We start from the raw sequence: 17,809 nt of genomic DNA, 5'->3' as shown, positions 1-17,809 counted from the left end.
GTTTACGATTTTGGGCTTCTCTCATGCAGGAGCGTTTGCAAAAGGTTATTTCTCAATGGGGTCTAGCTTCCCGACGACAGGCTGAACAGCTCATCCTGGAAGGGCGGGTGCGGGTAAATGGTGCGATCGCATCCCTCGGTCTAAAAGCCGATCCCGCTATCGACGCCATTGAGGTCGATGGGCAGCCCTTAGCTGTCCAGGAAAAGCCGAAGCTAACCTATCTGCTGCTTAACAAGCCTGCCGGGGTGGTTTCTACCTGTGACGATCCCCAAGGAAGAAGAACTGTTTTAGATCTTCTTCCCCAGATCTGGCAGGTGCCGGGCCTGCATCCCGTAGGCCGGCTTGATTTCAACTCAACCGGAGCCCTGATTCTCACCAACGACGGTCACTTTACCAACCAGTTGACCCATCCTCGTCACAGCATTGCCAAAACCTACCGAGTGCGAGTGCAGGGCAGCCCTGCTCCTGAAACCCTGCGAGCCTGGCGGCAGGGGGTCAATCTAGAGGGCCGCCTAACTCGTCCGGCTGAGGTTCGTGTAGTGCGGGCAGAGAGCTCAGACAGCACGCTCCTGGAAATCGTGCTGCGAGAGGGGCGTAATCGCCAAATTCGTAAAGTTGCAGATCAGCTAGGCCATCCTGTGCTTAGCCTACACCGAACAGCTATCGGGGCGATACAGCTCTGTCATCTCTCTTTGGAAAGAGTGCGTCCCCTCTCTTCCCAAGAAGTCATAACCTTGATAGCATCGTCTGCGAGCCCTAAAGTTCAAAAGACTGGTCAGCAAAAACCGTCTGCTGATGTTGTGCGTTGCCACTGATTCTCCGTTCTATGAAGAAAAAGGCAAATACCCCAGACAGTATTTACAAAGAGCAGCTCCAGGAGATTGGCAGTATTCTCAAAGCGGCTCGAGAAGATCAGCAGCTACATCTCGAAGATGTAGCTGACAAGACGCTTATTCGGGGCAGCTTGCTAAAAGCGATCGAGACGGGAGACCTGGATAATCTGCCTGAGCCGATTTATACTCGGGGCCTGATTCGCCGCTATGGCGATATCTTGAACCTGGATGGAGAAACCTTGGCTAGCCAGTTCTTTGCACCCGCTGCTCGGGCTCGGCGGCGGACCTCCTGGAAAGAAACCCCAGCGGCACAGCTGCGGCCTCTCCACCTTTATGCGGCCTATGTGGTCCTCATGGTGGCTGCCGTTAGCGGTCTTTCCTACGTGTTGCGCCAGACGGCTCCTGAGGCCAGTGCTCTGCCGCCCCTCGACCCTCTAGCTACCCAGCCCCGATCAGAGCAATCGGCTCAAGTCACTCCAGATAACCCTGAAGCGGCTGGCCCAGAGGGAGGAAACCCGAATTCTCAGGCCCCTAACCATCCCATTCGAGTGGAGACAACGCTGACAGCCCAGTCCTGGCTGCGGGTTGTAGCCGACGGCAAGACCGAATTTGAAGGAATTTTGCAGCCTGGGGAAAATCGTCTCTGGACCGCCAATCAAGCTCTGACGGTGCGGGCCGGCAACGCAGGGGGTGTCGTTGTTACCTATAACGACGGCCAGGCTGAGGCATTGGGAAAGCCTGGTACAGTTGCTGAAATCACTTATTCTCCTGCCCAGACTATTGGTTTGGCCTTCTAAGCTCCTAGCTTGAGAAGCATCGAGGTTCAAAAGCTCAAAAGCACCCGGCTAATGCCGGGTGCTTTTAGTATTTTTAAGCGGCTCTAGGCCAGCAGGAATGAGGCGAACTAGGCCATTAGACTACAGGCAAACCGAGCAACTCTCCTGCCCCGGCAACAATGCTGCCCACCGCATAGGCCAGCACACCCTGCTGGGTGAACCAGTTTACCGCCTGATCCGCCTCTTCTAGCGGTACGATGACCGCAAACCCAAGCCCCATATTGAAAGTATTAAACATCTCTGGTAGAGGCACTGTGCCTGCCTCAGCCAGCCACTGGAAGATGGGCAAGATCTGCCAGCGCTCAGGGTCAATTTGAATCGCCTGCCCTTGCCCCAAACAGCGGGGCAGGTTCTCTGGCAGGCCTCCCCCAGTAATATGGGCCATGCCCCGAATAGTGAGCCCGGCCTGACGGGCCTGCAGAATAGGCTGAACATAGAGCCGAGTGGGTTTGAGCAGGGCCTCGCCCAGCGTTTCCCCGCCCAGAATGGGGGGCCTCTCATCCCAGCCATACCCAGACTGAGTGCGATCGCAACGGGGAGCCTCGTCGACAATTCTGCGAACCAAGCTGTAACCATTGCTGTGAACGCCCTGGCTAGCCAACCCGATAACGACATCTCCGATTTGAATGTGGCTACCGTCGAGGATGGCCTGTTTCTCAACCACGCCTACACAAAACCCAGCCAGATCGTATTCCCCAGGAGCATAAAACCCTGGCATCTCAGCGGTTTCTCCACCTAATAGGGCACAGTTGGCCTGGCGGCAACCGTTAGCAATACCTTCCACCACTTGGGCTAGCTGAGCGGGCTCTAGCTTGCTTGTAGCTAGGTAGTCCAGAAAAAAGAGCGGCTCTGCGCCACTGGTCAGCACATCGTTGACGCACATAGCCACGAGATCAATGCCGACAGTGTCATGTCGGTTTAAAGCTTGGGCAATCTTAAGTTTGGTGCCAACCCCGTCCGTGCCAGACACCAAAACGGGTTCACGATAGCCCTGAGGAATCTGGCAAAATCCGCTAAACCCGCCTAAACCACCCAGCACCTCAGGTCGCCGAGTGCCATCTACTAGAGATCGAATGCGGTGGACAAAATCACGGCCCGCCTCGACGTCTACCCCGGCTTCTTTGTAATCCATCTACGTAGTCCTAAAAATTTGGATAACCCAATCCATTACGTTAAGAAGCCAGGGGAAAAGACGTCAACGTGGTAGCGAAAAAAGATACCTGGGGTCGGTTGGCTACCTGAATACACCGATCCCCATCAACACAAAAAGTTGCATATGAACATTTCCAAGTTATTTATAACTATTTACAGATTGCCACCTTGAATCAATTGGTTTTCTAGAACAAATCGGCTAGGTCCCATAAAAAAATAAAAACTTTCTAAGGTTTTCTCTAACCCCAAAAAACTGGGAAACCGTTAGTGCAGAAGCGGTTTAACGAAACTTTAAAGTTTTCGTAAAGCCTAGGGACTTGATCCCCATCCGAAAGTTCCTGGATTCGCAATTTAAGAACTTCATGCTAAGTTACGTTTCGTCCAACCTTTGAAGCAAAGTCGGAATGGGTATGAGTCAGGACATCTTTCTGGCCATGGTGAATAAAGCGGCATTTTGCCGTAGCAGCTCACCCGTCCCTATTTCCGCAAAGGATATACATCGGTACGGTTCCTGTGTGTGGGGAACTTCTCTTGCTGGCATAGCGGGTGACCGATGAAATCCGAATTGTTGAACTCTATGGAATTTAATGAAACATCATGTACTGGGTAGTTTGACTGCTGCCCTGGTGATGTCTTCCTTTGGAGCCCCGCTAGCAAGCCACGCCCAACAGGTAGACGAGACGGACCATCTGCCGCCCTTGGCGGCCTCTGATATTTCAGAGATGTCTCCTGAGAAATCGCCCGATTCAGCTGCAAACGCCGCTGTGCATCCTGAAGACTCTGCTTCAGGCTCTAACGAACTTGCTACCTCTGAATTAGTTTCTGATCCCTTCTTAGATGAGTCTGCCCGACCCGAGCAAACTGACCTGGTAGAGATTGAGTCTCAACCCTTAAGTCTGGCCGATCTAGCTAGAGATGATAGTCTTATTGTCGTTCAGCCCCATCCCTTTGACAGCCGTCAGGCGGCTACTCTCTACGTTCGCAATTTGCCGGTTCTGACTTTTCTGGGCAACGATCTTCCCGCCCTGACTGATAACAAAGCACTGGAAAGCTCATCTGGAAATTCGCTGTCTGATCCGGTTTCTAGAGCAACCCACATTGGCTCCCAGCTAGAGCAGTTTTACGCTGAAGGCGATGCTGAGCAGATTGCAGTGCGCTGGAATGCAGCTGAGACGCAGTACCAGGTCACCTTAAACGGAGATACCCTGGTAGCCATCGATGACAACACGATTTTGCCAGATACCACTGAAGACCCGGCTGAAGATGCTCTGCAAATTGCTAATCGGCTGCGGCGGCTGTTGGGAGATGCCTCCTCTCTAGAGGAGATTGAGGGCCGTCCGGCTCCGGCTCCAGCCCAAGAAACGCTGGTAGTAACGTCAGTGTTGACAGGGGTAGCTTCCTGGTATGGACCTGGATTTCACGGGCGGCGTAGCGCCAGTGGCGAAGTTTTTAACCAGAATGCGATGACAGCAGCCCACCGAACGCTGCCCTTTGGCACGGAGGTTAGGGTTACTAACTTAAACAATAGTCAGCAGGTGATTGTTCGCATCAATGACCGGGGGCCGTTTGGGCATGGCCGGGTGCTGGATTTATCAGCGGCGGCAGCTCAGGCAATTGGCCTAGTGAGCAGCGGCGTTGGCACGGTCAAGATCGAGGTCTTGGGTAGGCCGTAAGAGCAGGGCAGCAAACAGGAGAGGGCAGAAGCAAGAGGGCAGGAGGCCGAAGGGAAAACTCTGGCTGCTTGTTTTTTGCTCTCTTCGGTAGGTGCTTCTTGCATTAATGAGCAGGTTTTTCCTATGACTGCAGGGTTTACAGCAGTTTTAAAGACCTGCCCCCTGAAGATTTATAGCTCCCCGCTTATCCTAGGAAGTGGGGGGTTTTTGTTTGGGTCTAGTTTGGGCATTTGACATCTCTAGTAATCGAGCGCTAAGGCTGTCTCCCGAGGAGGAGCAGTGCTGCTGGCTCGACTGAGAACCCCAATCTGGTAGCCTATAGGTTTTGGAGTTTTCGCAACCCAAGTTGAACCGTAACGCAGCTAAGGGGGCCGTTTGTGCGAGTTTTGAAGACGATCGAAGGATTGAACTGCTGTCTCGCCCAGTGCCGCCATCCGTTCGGGAAGCCGCTTGAGGACTTACCTCAGGTGGGTCTGGTGCCTACAATGGGAGCGCTCCACCGGGGCCACTTAAGCCTGATTGAACGGGCCCGCCGGGACAATGAAATTGTAGTTGTCACTATTTTTGTTAACCCTTTGCAGTTCGGCCCAGGCGAAGACCTGGAGCGCTATCCCCAAACCTTGGGTGCGGATCTTCAATTGTGCGACCAAGCGGGGGTCGATATTGTATTCGTGCCTACGGCTAGGGTGCTCTACGGCATGACAAAGCCCAGTTTGGATCAGTTGACTCAGGTGCGGCCTCCGGGTGCCATGACGAAGATTTTGTGCGGTCAGTTCCGACCCGGACATTTTGAGGGTGTTGCAACTGTCGTTACGAAGCTGCTAAATATTGTGCGGCCTGATCGAGCTTACTTCGGGCAGAAGGATGCTCAGCAGCTGGCTATTTTGAAGCAGCTAGCTAAGGACTTAAACCTACCAGGGGAGCTGGTGGGCTGCCCGATTGTTCGAGAGACGGATGGACTGGCGTTGAGTTCCCGCAATCGCTACCTCAACGGGACAGAACGCTCAAAGGCCGCTATCATTCATAAGGCATTGCAGGCGGCTGAAGGGCTGTTTAGGCAGGGTGAGCGACAGCGCCTGGCTTTGGTAAGTCAGGTTAAAACGGTGCTGGAAACGGTGCCCGAAATTGAACTGCAGTATGTGGATTTAGTGCACCCTGAGACGATGCTGCCTTTGGAGGACGTGAAATCGGTGGGACTACTGGCTGTGGCTGCTTTTTTAGGAACAACTCGACTAATTGATAATGTGGTGCTGCGATCGCGCCGTCCCATTGTGGCTATTGATGGGCCAGCTGGAGCCGGTAAGTCCACGGTGGCGCGGCAGGTGGCGCGGGATTTGGGCCTCCTTTATCTTGATAGCGGGGCCATGTACCGGGCGGTGACCTGGTTGACCTTGCAGAAGGGCCTTGATCCCCAGGATGAAGTGGGGGTAGCTGAACTGATTCAGGATTGCCACATTCGGCTGGTTCCTTCGGGAGACGATCCGGCCTTTGCGGCCTACCCCTCCCGGATCTGGATTAATGGCGAGGAGGTTACTCGGGCAGTACGCAATCAGGAAGTAACGGGGCAAGTGTCGGCCATTGCGGCCCAGCCTGTGGTGCGAGCGACGCTGCTCAAGCAGCAGCAGCAGTATGGGGCTGAAGGCGGCGTGGTAATGGAGGGGCGCGACATTGGCACCCAGGTCTTTCCCCATGCAGAGCTAAAGATTTTTCTGACGGCATCGGTTTCGGAGCGGGCCAAGCGTCGCCAGCGCGACCTGCAGGCCCAAAATCAGCCTGCAATTAACCTGGAAGATCTGGAGAGGGCGATTGACGAACGCGATCGTAAAGACAGCACTCGCCGTGTTGCCCCCCTGAAAAAAGCCCCCGATGCCCTAGAGCTACAGACCGACAACTTGACCATTGCCGAAGTAGTGGCCAACATCGTTGACCTCTTTCATCAGCAGGTAGGGCAAGCAGAGCAGGTGGTCAATCGCTCGGTGGTGCGTTAGCAAGGGCGGGTCGATCGGGTAGCTTACATGATTACTGGCAAGACTCAGATTTTGGGTGTAATTGGCGATCCGGTTACCCACTCACTTTCCCCGGTAATGCACAACGCAGCGCTAGCTGAGTTGGGGGCAGACTTTGTTTATGTAGCCTTTCCCATCGCGACGGCCCAGCTCGAAACAGCAGTGGCGGGTTTAGCGGCCATAGGCGTCAGTGGATTTAACGTTACCATTCCCCACAAGCAGGCAATTATGCCGCTGCTGAGCAAGATCTCGGCTGAGGCTCAGGCTGTGGGAGCCGTCAACACCGTCTGGCGCACCGAGCGCGGCTGGGCAGGAACCAATACCGATGTGCTTGGTTTTGTGGCTCCTCTGCAGGCGTTACGCGACTGGAGCCAGGCTCAGGCGGTGATTTTGGGCAATGGGGGGGCTGCCCGAGCGGTTGTGGCCGGATGTGCTCAGCTGGGCCTGAAGGGGGTGTCGGTTGTGGGCCGTAATCCAGACAGACTGCAGGCATTTCAGTTGAGCTGGCAGGGTTCGCCGTTTCAGCCACCGTCGGTACACCCCTGGGAGGCGTTGCCAGATCTGCTGCCCCAGGCTGATTTAGTTGTCAACACTACGCCGATTGGTATGCATCCCCAGGTGGGGGCAACGCCGCTAGATGAAGCGTTGCTGGCGGGTGCGAAGGCGGATGCGATCGCATATGACCTGATCTACACTCCCAGCCCCACCCAGTTTCTCTCTCTTGCTTCACAGCATGGGCTTGCCACGATTGATGGCTTAGAAATGCTGGTGCAGCAAGGGGCGGCGGCTTTAAAGATCTGGCTGCAGTCCTCCGTGCCCGTAGACACGATGCGTCAGGCCCTAAAAGCTCACTTGGGCCACTGAGGCGCTAGCGCCCAAATTACGGTAACTGCCGAACCACGGTAAACTGAGGATTAGCCACATCAAGCTGTTTTTCTGCTGAAATGCAGGAGTTTGAGCCTTTGGGGCCACGGCCCCAGACAAGATTTTTGAATCGGTACTCGCAATTTTGGTCGTTGGGCAAAGGGTGAAGCAATGCGGTTCAAGGGACTGTTCATCGGTGTTTTGGCAGGGGCATTTTGGCTGCTGTGTGGGCTTACCCAGCCTGCCTTCGCCCTCACCCCCATTGATATCTCGGATCTCTCCTACAAAGTCTGCCCCGCCGAGTATGGAGGAATGGTGACCGCAGGCTCTGTTCAGGAAGCACGCTGCTACCTCATTGTGGGCAAAGCCATTAACCGCTCTGGCAAGCCAGTGACCAATGTTGATATTTTTGGCCGTATTTACGATGCCAACGACAACCCCGTAATGCAAAATCGGACAAGGCTTGGCTCCATAGGTGATCTATCGCCTGGCGAGAGCGACTTTGAGTTGCGCGTTTCGGTCGCTGCCAACCAACCTGAGCCGCTCAAGCTCAAACAGTTTAAAGCTTCAGGCTTCTCTGGACAGGTGCGCCGTTAGAGAGAAGACAGCAACCGTCGTTTGTGATACTGATCACAGACGATTCTCCCCCTTAATCTATGAAGCAATCACGCTTCGTAGAGGAATCTAGGGTATGAGTCTTACCTCCGAGCCACAACCTGCAAATTTAGCCCAGGCTAGCGAAGATTATCCGCTAAGTGCTGTGCCGTTGACTGCCCGTAAGTCCTTTTGGTCGCTGGCTCCACTGCTGATGGGGTTTGCCCTGACCTCCACAACCCTGTTTGCTGGGGGAGCCATTGGGCCCTCCTTCACCTTCCCAGCGCTGCTCACGGTCATCTTGATCGGCAATATTATTTTGGGGGCCTACTGTGCCAGCCTTGGCTTTATTGCTGCCAAGAGTGGGCTAACGACAGTGTTAATGGCTCGGTTTAGCTTTGGTAATATCGGCTCCCGCTGGGTGGACTTTGTCATGGGAGCCACCCAAATTGGCTGGTATGCCTTTACCACTGCTGTGATTGTCCAAGTCCTCATGTCTCTGTTTGGGCTAGAACCGGGCAGCTCTGGCTATGGCGCTTTGTACTTTGTTCTAGTCTTTTTCTTTAACTACATCTTTTGCGCTACAGCCTACATTGGCTACGCCGCGATGGACTGGCTGAGCCGTTTGGCTGTGCCAGCCATGTTGGTTCTAATTGCGATCAGCTTCACTATTGCCTTTGGTGATTTAGGGGCGGCTCAAATTGCTCCGCCCACGGGCGAACTAAGCCTGGGAGCCGCGCTAGCGATTGTAATTGGCACGTTCATTTCGGGCGGTACCCAGGCTACTAACTGGAGCCGATTTGCCAACTCCGGTAAAAACGCCATTCTCAGCACTCTGCTGGCCTTTACCCTGATTAACGGTCTGCTAGTCTTTGCTGGGGCCTTCTGCACAATGGTGTATGGCACCCAGGATTTGATTCAGGCAATGGCGATGCAGGGCATTTTGGCCGGGGCGGTGCTCCTGCTGATTCTCAATGTTTGGACTACCCAAGACAACACAATCTATTCCTTTGCGGTTGCTGGTTCCAACATGTTCCGCACCAACAAGCGCCATGCCTTTGTCTTGGGTGGAGCAACCTTTGCACTGGTGCTGACCCTCTCTGGTATCTACGAGATGCTGCCCAGCTACCTGATTTTTCTGGGCACCGTTATTCCTCCCATCGGCGGCATCATCATGGTGGACTTTTGGGTGAAGCACCGAGGCAGCTTCCCTGACCTCGATGCTCCTCTACCAGCGTTTAACTGGGCTGGCATTATTGCTTATGTCGTGGCCTCTGCAGTGGGCTATTTTACCGGCCAGATGGATTTAGGTATTGGCCCAGTAAACGGCATCGTGACGGCTGCAGTGCTCTATGGCATCTTGTGTCAGGTAATGTCTCAACCTGTCAGCCGGGCTGCTGAATGAGCTAGTCGGGAACCGGAAGACGCGGAGATACGGGGACAGGGGGAGGCAGGGAGATGGATTATGACTACATCGTGGTGGGGCGAGGGCTAACCGGCTCGGCGGCGGCTCGACATCTGGCAACGGCGGGTCTGCAGGTAGCGCTGATTGGGCCGGAGGAGCCGCGCGGTGGGCGAGGACTGGCCCAGGGGCATCGCACTCACCATAGTGGAGTCTTTGCCAGCCACTATGATGAAGGCCGCATTACCCGCATTCTGGACCCAAACCCTTACTGGGCTCGCTTTGCCCAACGCTCAATTGCTCGATATCGACCCCTAGAGGATATCACTGGTATCTCCTTTTACGGGGAGGTGGGTCACCTGGCGGTGGGGCAAGACGAGGGAGCCTCTCGGGACTACCTCAGTGCTCTGCAGCAAGTGGCGGCAGATTTAGCTGTGGAGGTTGAGATACTCGATCAGAGGGCGCTGCAGGCTCGGTTTCCCTACTTCCAGTTCTATGAGAACGCGGTGGGTCTGTGGCAGCGGCAGCAGGCGGGCTACCTCAGTCCCCGACAACATGTGAAGGCCCAGGCCCGTGCTGTAGAGCTGCTAGGTGGCTGCCTAATTAATCAGGAGGCGCTGTCGGTTGGGCCAGTGGCTGACGGGGTGCAGGTGGAGACAGCGGCAGATAGCTATACCGCTCGGGGCGCAATCGTGGCAACGGGCGGCTTTACCCACGCCAGTAACCTGTTGCCCCAGCGGCTGCAGCTAACGGTAAGAGCCCATACGGTGCTGCTCGCTGAGGTCGATGGGGCTGATTTGGAGCGGCTGTGGTCAATGCCGTCTCTAATTAGCAAGCCCTATGATGCTGAGGCCCACTTTTACCTGCTGCCCCCCATTCGCTATCCCGACGGCCATTGGTATATCAAGATTGGCTGCTCGGAAATGCCGCCGATCGCAGACGACCTGGAGTCTTTGCAGAAGTGGTTTAAGGGGCCGGGGGAGAGTGCGATCGCAGATCGGCTCAAAGCCCGCCTGAGCCAGATTTTGCCAGATGTCCAGTTTCCGGCTTACTGGGTGGATACCTGCGTGACCACCCACACGCCCACGGGTTATCCCTACATTGATCGCTTGGGGGAATCTCCCATCGTGACGCTGCTTGGCGGCAACGGTTACGCTGGTAAATCGGCGGACGAGTTGGGTTGGATCGCCGCTAACCTGCTGCAGCAAGGGCAGTGGACTTATGACCTGGAGGCAGCGCATTTCAAGCTACGCTATGCCACCTAGTTAATAGCCCTCTTCTCCTAGGCCTAAAATGAGGTTGAGGCCCTGTTTGATGCGTGGCCAAACGGTATGAAAATGTTATGAAAGCTCTAATCCTGCTGCTAATTCGGGGGTATCGGGCGCTGATCTCACCGCTGCTTCCACCCACCTGCCGCTTTCAGCCCACCTGCTCTCAATACGCCCTGACGGCAGTGGAGCGGTTTGGGCCAATTAAGGGCAGCTGGTTAGCCGCGCGGCGGATTACGCGCTGCCATCCCTTCCATCCGGGTGGTTATGACCCTGTGCCGCCCCAGCCAGAGGACCAGGCACAGCACCAAACGCACTAAAACAGGGCAATTTTGGGAACGGCAGAGGGCGAGCCCTGGTAATTTCTCTGTTTTCGGGCCTGGTAAAGTTGCTTCCAAGCTGGAAAAGAGATCATGGCCGGTAGGGCAACGGCAATGGCTTGACTGAACTGCCGCTGTTTGACGGCAACTAGTCCCCAGTGCAGCTGCAGGTATTTTTGAATGGCGCTCAAGGATGGAATTTGGCTGCGGTAAGTGGGGTGAATACGTTCGTAAATACGGGTTTTGATCAAAAGGTTAGTGTTGAGCCGCTGCTGCAGGTCAATCTTCTGGTCATAGCCGCCCGGCCAGACAGTGCGGTAGCCCAAGCACTCGTTGACAAACAGGGCATCGCCTAGCTCAGCGACCCGAGTCCAGGAGTCGATGTCGTCGCAGCTGGTCATGGTCAAATCCCAACCGCCTGATTGGATTAGGGCTTCTCGCTGCACCGCCACCTGAATTGGGGTGCCAAAGGGTACCTGCTCCAGCAACATCCCGTAATGAATGGCGGCTTGGGGAATGTAAAAAGCCTTACCGGGCCCGGTAATCGGGGTGCGGCTTAGTTCTTGTCCGGCGGTATCGACTTGGGCAGCCTGGCAAGAGCAGATCACGGCTTGGGGGTGCTGTGCGATCGCACCCATCAAAGTCTCAATGCAGTGAGGGGCCAGATAATCGTCGTCGTCTACCAATTTTATCCAGTCTCCTGAGGCTGCTTCTACGCCTGCGTTAACGGCTCCAGCGTGGTTTAGGTTGCTGGGGTTGCGCCGATACTCTACGCGGTCGCCTAGGCTGTGAACATAAGCCTCAGTGCCGTCGGTGGAGGCGTTGTCTGCAATTACAACTTCGCAGGGCACCGTCTGGTTTAAGGCCGACTCGACAGCCCGCTGCAGCAGGCTGAGGCGATTATAGGTCGTGATGACAATACTGAACTTCATGGTGCCCTCCAGGTAGATTGCACAGCTAAATTGCAGGGGCTCTGTCCTTCGTTGGGGTTAGCTGGGCGGGCTAATACCCACACTCTAAGGGGCGGCCCTCCCGGCTGTCTGCCCTCGGCAGAGCGTTCACAATTAAAGCTGTTCCCCTATGAGCGTGAGTTTACCCCGATGCCCCTATTTGATCATGAGCATACTGCAGAAACCTGGAATAGCCACGGTTGCACCCTCTGCGAGAGCGGTCAGTTTACGGCTGCCGTGGAGGCGTTTGATCGTGCGATCGCACTGACCCCTAGCTACTGCACCGCCTGGAATAACCGGGCCAATGCCTTGGGCGGCCTCAATCGCCATGCCGAAGCTCTAGCCGCCTACGACAAAGCAGTGGCTCTCAACCCAACCTATCACCAAGCCTGGTTTAACCGGGGTAAGCTCCTGGCAGAGATGGGGGCCCATGGCAATGCGTTGGCTTCCTATGAGCGTGCGATCGCGCTGCACGCCGATCCGCTCTACCTCCATGCCCGAGAAGACGTCTGGGTAACCGGCAAACTGTTCGCCGACAGCCGAACAGTTTAGATTTACAGCAGCGCCGGTTGGATGGGCAAAGCAAAGTGTGCCCATCCAATTCTCACCCTTACAGCAACGCCAGCCGCTCCTGCAGAATCTCTGCCTGCTTCTGAGCTTCAGCCAGCGCATCGCGAGCGCCCTGGACCACCTCTGCCGGAGCTTTATCGACAAAGCCAGCATTGCTCAGGCGGCCTGAGAGTGCCTTAATTTCCACCTCGACCTTGCCGAGGTCTTTTTCGAGCTTGGCTCGCAGGGCCTCAACGTCAACATAGCCCGTCAGCGGAATCAGCACTTGAACTGTCCCAACTACCCCGGCAAACAGCTGTTGTTGGGGCACTTGTGGTGGCTTCTGCCTACCGTTGCTGGCCTCATTTGCGCCTGCGGGGGGTAGCAAGAGGGTAGGTTCAGCGGCCTTAATCAGCTTAGGCTCAGCAGCTGCGGGTAGCGCTCGGGGCTCGCCCAAAACTTCCCGCCGCCAATGGTCAACGCTGCCCCAAACCCGCTGACGCTTTTCAGCCTTGAGCAGATAGCGGCTAGTAAACCAGAGCGTATAGCCCACGCCCACCAGTCGGAGCAGACTTGCTAGCCCTGGAATAAGCTCAATGCTGCTAAACAGAGAGCTGAGCATAAGGAACACCATCAGCAGACCAAACAGCAGCAGCAAGGTCAGAGCCGGCCGCCGAATACTGCTAAAGAACTTACTTAGATAAGCTAGGGGCTGTAGGGTGGTCCAGAAGTCGCTGACTTCTGCGGCAACTGCTTTGATATCGCTTTCAGGAACCTCTTCTGAGGCTGGCAGTGCGGGTGGAGCCTCCCCCTCAATGGTTAGCTTTTCTACTTTAGCGGTGTCGCGGATGTAGGTTTCGGTGGCCAGCAAGATTCTGCGCTCTTCTGGGTTTTCCGTCTTGAGAATGGTCTCAATGCGCGCACCAGGCTTGATTCCAGCCTCTGCCCGAAGATTGCGGATCGTCCGAATGGTACCGATTAACAGCTCAAACTGCTCTTCTAGCGACGGGTCAATTTGGTCAGCCATAACAGCCGGGTAGAGCTGCACTGCGAGAAATTCATTGTCCCCAGTTTGGGTCAGAGTATGCCAAAGCTCTTCAGTGATGTGGGGCATGAAGGGGTGCAGCAGCTTTAAGATGCCCTCTAGCACAAAGGCCAGGGTTTGCTGGGCGGTCAGTTTGGAGGAACCCTTTGCCTGCAGCCGGGGCTTGACCAGCTCGATATACCAATCACAGAAATCGCCCCAAATAAAGTCATACAGTTCCTTGGCGGCTTCTCCCATACCGTAGTTACCCAGGTAGCCGCGCACCTTTTGCACGACCTGGTTAAAGCGAGAGAGAATCCAGCGGTCGGCTAGCTCCAGGCTACCTGGGTCGGGCTGACCTAGCTGGGCTGGGGTCTTGCCCTCCAGGTTCATCATTACAAAACGAGAGGCGTTCCAGAGCTTATTGGTGAAGTTGCGGGAGGCTTCGACAGCGATCGACTCGTCGGTTTTGCGATCGTACTCCAAACGAATGTCTTGACCCGCGCCGGCCACTTCTCGCACTAGGGTATAGCGCAGGGCATCGGTGCCGTACTTATTGATCAGCAGCAGCGGGTCGATGCCGTTGTTGGCTGACTTCGACATTTTCTTGTTGTTTTCATCCCGCACCAGTCCGTGAATGTAGACCGTCTCAAAGGGCATGGTGTTGGTAAAGTGCCCGGCCATCATAGTCATGCGGGCGACCCAGAAGAAGATGATGTCGAACCCGGTGACCAGGGTAGTGGTGGGGTAATAGGTCTGGAAGTCTTTGCTGGTTTCATCAGGCCAGCCCATCGTCGAAAAGGGCCATAGACCGGAGGAAAACCAAGTGTCGAGCACGTCGGGGTCTTGCTGCAGCACCACCTCTGGCCCAAACTGCTCAACGGCTTTGGCGCGGGCCTCGGACTCACTCTGGGCTACAAAGAAAGGCGTGTTGTCGGTAATGGTGCCCTCGGTTTCGCTGACGGCATACCAGGCCGGGATCTGGTGGCCCCACCAGAGCTGCCGGGAGATGCACCAGTCCTTCAGGCTCACCAGCCAGTCACGATAAACCTTAGTCCAGCGTTCGGGCACAAAGCGGGGTGAGCGCTGGTTATCAAGAAAATCTAAGGCATTTTCAGCCAGCGGGCGAATTTTGACAAACCACTGGGTTGAGAGCAGAGGCTCGATCGCAACTTTGCCGCGATCGCTAAAGGGTACCGTGTGGCGGTAATCTTCTACCCGCACCAGCACGCCGTCTTCCTCCAGCCGCTGCACCACGGCTTTGCGAGCATCGAAGCGATCTAGACCCTGAAAGGGACCAGCGTTTTCATTCATCGACCCATCTTTGTTCATGATGTTGATGAAGGGCAGGTTGTGGCGCTTGCCCATCTCAAAATCGTTGGGGTCGTGGGCTGGGGTTACCTTCACACAGCCCGTTCCAAAGGCGGCATCGACATACTCATCTGCAATGATCGGGATCTCCCGGTCCATGATCGGCAGTCTCAGCGTCTTGCCCACCAGATGGCGGTAGCGCTCATCGTCGGGGTTCACGGCCACCGCTGTATCGCCCAACATGGTCTCAGGGCGAGTGGTAGCAACTTCGACAGAGCCAGAGCCGTCGGTGAGTGGGTAGCGGAAGTGCCAGAGGTTGCCGTCAACCTCTTTGTTTTCTACCTCTAGGTCTGATACAGCAGACTGGCTGGCAGGGCACCAGTTCACCAGGTAGTTGCCCCGGTAGATCAATTCCTCTTCATAAAGCTGATTAAAAGCTTTGGAAACGGCAGCCGATAGGCCCTCGTCCAGCGTGAAGCGCTCGCGGCTCCAGTCTGCAGACACGCCCAGCTTGCGCAGCTGGTTGACAATGGTGCCGCCCGACTCTTCCTTCCAAGCCCAGGCCCGCTCTAGAAACTGCTCGCGGCCCACGTCGTCGCGGGACTTGCCTTGCGATCGCAACTCTCGCTCCAAAATTGTCTGTACGGCAATGCTGGCATGGTCAGTCCCCGGCAGCCAGAGCGTGTTGCGGCCCAGCATGCGGTGGTAGCGCACTAGGGTGTCAATCAGAGCATTTTCAAAGGCGTGGCCCATGTGCAGGCTGCCCGTGACGTTGGGCGGGGGGATAACGACGCAGTAAGGATCGCCGCCCTGGTCAGGGTTAGCCTTGAAAACCTGCTGTTCTTCCCACTTTTGCTGCCACTTGGCTTCTGCAACAGAGGGGTCGTACTGAGTAGAGAGGGTGGGAATAGCTGCCGTCATCGCAAAACCGAATGGGCTAAAACGTCACGTTACTGACAGTGTACCTATCGATTCTGCCATGAGACATTTCGTAAAGGTTGATGAAAGTCCCAAGATTACTCTAGTTCTTCAAAATTGGCGGTTAAAGGCCAGATTGGCTCAATTCTCTGGCGGGGCTAGTTTTCGTTTCTGGGGTGCGGCGAATTGGCAGCTCAAGCGTAAATTCGGTTCCCTGACCTGGAGCAGATTTGCAAGAGAGGTGGCCCCCGTGTTTTTCTTCAATGATTTGGCGGGTAATAGCAAGGCCAAGGCCGGTACCTACCCCGGCAGGCTTGGTGGTGAAAAATGTCTCAAAAATATGAGATAGGTGGACTGGGGAAATCCCGGGCCCATTGTCTAGCACCTGCACCCGCACGGTGCCATCTTCAGTGCAGTCGGTTTTGATGATGATTTCTGGCTTCTGGGGCGGGTGCTCCTCCAACGCATCGAGGGCATTGACAAGCAGGTTCATAAAGACCTGATACAGGCTCCCCGCATAGCCTTCTACCGCCGGAATATCTCCGTAGCTGCGAACGATCGAAACCCCTTTTTTCGTGCGGTTATTGAGGATTAGCAGCGTACTGTCGAGACATTCGTGCAGATCGACTGGGTAGGCCTTGCCCTCATCTAGGTGGGAGAAGTTTTTTAAGCTGAGGACAATTTGACGGGTGCGCTCGGCTCCAACCCTCATAGACTGCAGCAGCTTGGGCAGATCGGTTTCGAGAAAAGGCAGGTCGATGTCCTCGGCTTTTTCCTCCACCGAAAGCGGCAGCGGCGACACCGACGTTTCAAAGGTGTGGATCAGCGCCAGCAGGTCGGTGCTGTAGGTTTCGATGTGGCGCAGATTGCCGTAGATAAAGTTGACCGGATTATTGATTTCGTGGGCAACGCCTGCGACCATCTGACCCAGGCTAGACATCTTCTCGTTCTGCATCAGCCGCTGCTGGGTGGCAACTTCCTGCGCGTCAAGCAGCTGCTTGACGCGCTCAATCAGGTGATTCAGCGCGGTAGCTAGCACAGCGGTTTCATCCTGGGTAGAAACGGCTGCCCGCAGGTTAAAGTCGCCCTCTTCCGTGACTCGACGAGCGACGCTGCTGACTTCATTGATGGGTTGGGCGATCGCACGGCTGATGGCGCGGGCTAGTAGAGATGCGATCGCAGCCGACAGCCCAAGGCTCGCTAGCAGCACCAGCAATAGAGTGACCTGGGCCTGTTTCAGGTCGGCAGTCGCGACGGCCTGTTCTGCCATTGCGACTGCCTGCAGCGCTTCTAGATCTTCCGTGAGTGCTTCTAGCTGCTGGTCGAGCTGGCGGTCTTCAGGGCTGAGTAGAGCCGCCTGCAGTTGTGCCGGGGTGGATGGGTTGGGTAGCGCTGCTTCAATGAGATCGAGTTCCTCCCCAGTTTGCTGGACGTACTGATTTAAGGTGGTGTCGTAGTGCTCTATCAGCTGCTTGAGCAGCCGAGTTTCCTCCTCCGATTCCAGCACGTGCTGATCTAGATAGCTCTCTTTCAGATTGGCCCACACCGCCTTGGCCTCGAATGAGTGCTCCCTCAGTAGCGCCACCGTGTTAGGAAGGTCTTGGGGGCTTAAGCTGGCTCCAGTGAGCTTTTGCCGATGCAGGCGTAGGTGAGAGAGCTGGACCTGAAACTGGCCGATGAGTGAGACTTCTTGCAGCACATCTTCGCGGCGCTGCTCAACTAGCCCATAGGCTTGTCGCCCCAGCAAGAGCCCACCCGTAATTCCTGTTACTGCAATGGCCAGAGCGCATCCATACCCCAGGTAAATTTTTTGGCCGATGCTGCATCGCTGAAACCAGTCCCGGCAGAGTTTCAGAGAGTTCGGCAAGACAGCCTGAGCTGAACGAGCCTTCTGGAAAGGCCAGAGTTTAGACGCTTTAACGATCATGCAGCGGATCTCCGGGCTGGGTAAACCGCAGCCTAGGCTGCGGGAGCAGGAAATAAGCTTGGCTAACCCATAGTGCCCAGTGGGCTCCAGGATTGAGACAGTTGCCCACGACTCTGAGTGCATAAAAAAAGCGAGGTCTTCTTTCACGGTGACCTCGCTTTCTGGTGAGTAATTAAACTGGG

Annotated in this window: 14 protein-coding genes; 10 read left to right on the top strand and 4 right to left on the bottom strand. The window is 55.5% G+C overall.

The window, feature by feature from the left end:
- Window positions 1-23: 23 nt before the first annotated feature.
- On the top strand, window positions 24-815 hold the full coding sequence (locus tag H6G13_RS20705) for a pseudouridine synthase (protein WP_190486366.1): 792 nt from the start codon (window positions 24-26) through the stop codon (window positions 813-815).
- 11 nt (window positions 816-826) lie between these two features.
- A complete protein-coding gene (locus H6G13_RS20700) occupies window positions 827-1,630 on the top strand; it encodes a RodZ domain-containing protein (RefSeq protein ID WP_190486364.1) in 804 nt (267 codons plus the stop codon).
- A 115-nt stretch (window positions 1,631-1,745) separates the two neighbouring features.
- Here the strand turns inward: H6G13_RS20700 and purM are convergent, their stop codons facing one another.
- On the bottom strand, window positions 1,746-2,801 hold the full coding sequence (purM, locus tag H6G13_RS20695; RefSeq protein WP_190486362.1) for a phosphoribosylformylglycinamidine cyclo-ligase: 1,056 nt from the start codon (window positions 2,799-2,801) through the stop codon (window positions 1,746-1,748).
- Between the two features lie 607 nt (window positions 2,802-3,408).
- Between purM and H6G13_RS20690 the strand changes: the two genes are divergently transcribed.
- From H6G13_RS20690 to yidD, 7 genes are all read left to right on the top strand, one after another.
- Entirely contained in the window at window positions 3,409-4,494 is a 1,086-nt protein-coding gene (locus H6G13_RS20690) for a septal ring lytic transglycosylase RlpA family protein (RefSeq protein ID WP_206756534.1), read from the top strand.
- Between the two features lie 377 nt (window positions 4,495-4,871).
- Entirely contained in the window at window positions 4,872-6,482 is a 1,611-nt protein-coding gene (locus H6G13_RS20685; protein WP_190486360.1) for a bifunctional pantoate--beta-alanine ligase/(d)CMP kinase, read from the top strand.
- A gap of 27 nt (window positions 6,483-6,509) precedes the next feature.
- The gene (locus H6G13_RS20680) at window positions 6,510-7,364 is read left to right on the top strand and encodes a shikimate dehydrogenase (protein WP_190486359.1); all 855 of its coding nucleotides are present in this window, start codon (window positions 6,510-6,512) and stop codon (window positions 7,362-7,364) included.
- A gap of 171 nt (window positions 7,365-7,535) precedes the next feature.
- Window positions 7,536-7,961 carry a hypothetical protein gene (locus H6G13_RS20675; protein ID WP_190486358.1) on the top strand — a complete coding sequence of 142 codons (426 nt, stop codon included), beginning with the start codon at window positions 7,536-7,538 and terminating at the stop codon, window positions 7,959-7,961.
- Window positions 7,962-8,055: 94 nt separating this feature from the next.
- Window positions 8,056-9,363: a cytosine permease gene (codB, locus tag H6G13_RS20670; RefSeq protein WP_190486357.1), complete on the top strand. Its 1,308-nt coding sequence runs from the start codon at window positions 8,056-8,058 to the stop codon at window positions 9,361-9,363.
- 53 nt (window positions 9,364-9,416) lie between these two features.
- Window positions 9,417-10,625 carry an FAD-dependent oxidoreductase gene (locus tag H6G13_RS20665; protein WP_190486356.1) on the top strand — a complete coding sequence of 403 codons (1,209 nt, stop codon included), beginning with the start codon at window positions 9,417-9,419 and terminating at the stop codon, window positions 10,623-10,625.
- Between the two features lie 77 nt (window positions 10,626-10,702).
- Entirely contained in the window at window positions 10,703-10,948 is a 246-nt protein-coding gene (gene yidD, locus H6G13_RS20660; RefSeq protein WP_190486355.1) for a membrane protein insertion efficiency factor YidD, read from the top strand.
- Here yidD and H6G13_RS20655 read toward each other — a convergent pair.
- Complete coding sequence (locus H6G13_RS20655) at window positions 10,945-11,880, bottom strand: glycosyltransferase family 2 protein (protein ID WP_190486354.1); 936 nt, start codon at window positions 11,878-11,880, stop codon at window positions 10,945-10,947. The genes yidD and H6G13_RS20655 overlap by 4 nt on opposite strands.
- Window positions 11,881-12,048: 168 nt before the next feature.
- Here H6G13_RS20655 and H6G13_RS20650 point away from each other — a divergent pair, with 168 nt between their 5' ends.
- On the top strand, window positions 12,049-12,450 hold the full coding sequence (locus tag H6G13_RS20650; RefSeq protein ID WP_190486352.1) for a tetratricopeptide repeat protein: 402 nt from the start codon (window positions 12,049-12,051) through the stop codon (window positions 12,448-12,450).
- A gap of 58 nt (window positions 12,451-12,508) precedes the next feature.
- On the opposite strand, the gene H6G13_RS20645 is transcribed toward H6G13_RS20650, so the two are convergent.
- Window positions 12,509-15,703 (bottom strand): valine--tRNA ligase, encoded by a 3,195-nt coding sequence (locus H6G13_RS20645; RefSeq protein ID WP_190486350.1) that lies wholly within the window; start codon window positions 15,701-15,703, stop codon window positions 12,509-12,511.
- Between the two features lie 121 nt (window positions 15,704-15,824).
- Window positions 15,825-17,774 (bottom strand): ATP-binding protein, encoded by a 1,950-nt coding sequence (locus tag H6G13_RS29535; RefSeq protein ID WP_190486348.1) that lies wholly within the window; start codon window positions 17,772-17,774, stop codon window positions 15,825-15,827.
- Between the last annotated feature and the right edge of the window lie 35 nt (window positions 17,775-17,809).

The organism is Pseudanabaena sp. FACHB-2040 (assembly GCF_014696715.1).
Classification (GTDB): domain Bacteria; phylum Cyanobacteriota; class Cyanobacteriia; order Phormidesmidales; family Phormidesmidaceae; genus JACVSF01.
Note: the sequence above shows the minus strand (reverse complement) of the source record. Positions and strands in the feature narration are given on the sequence as shown.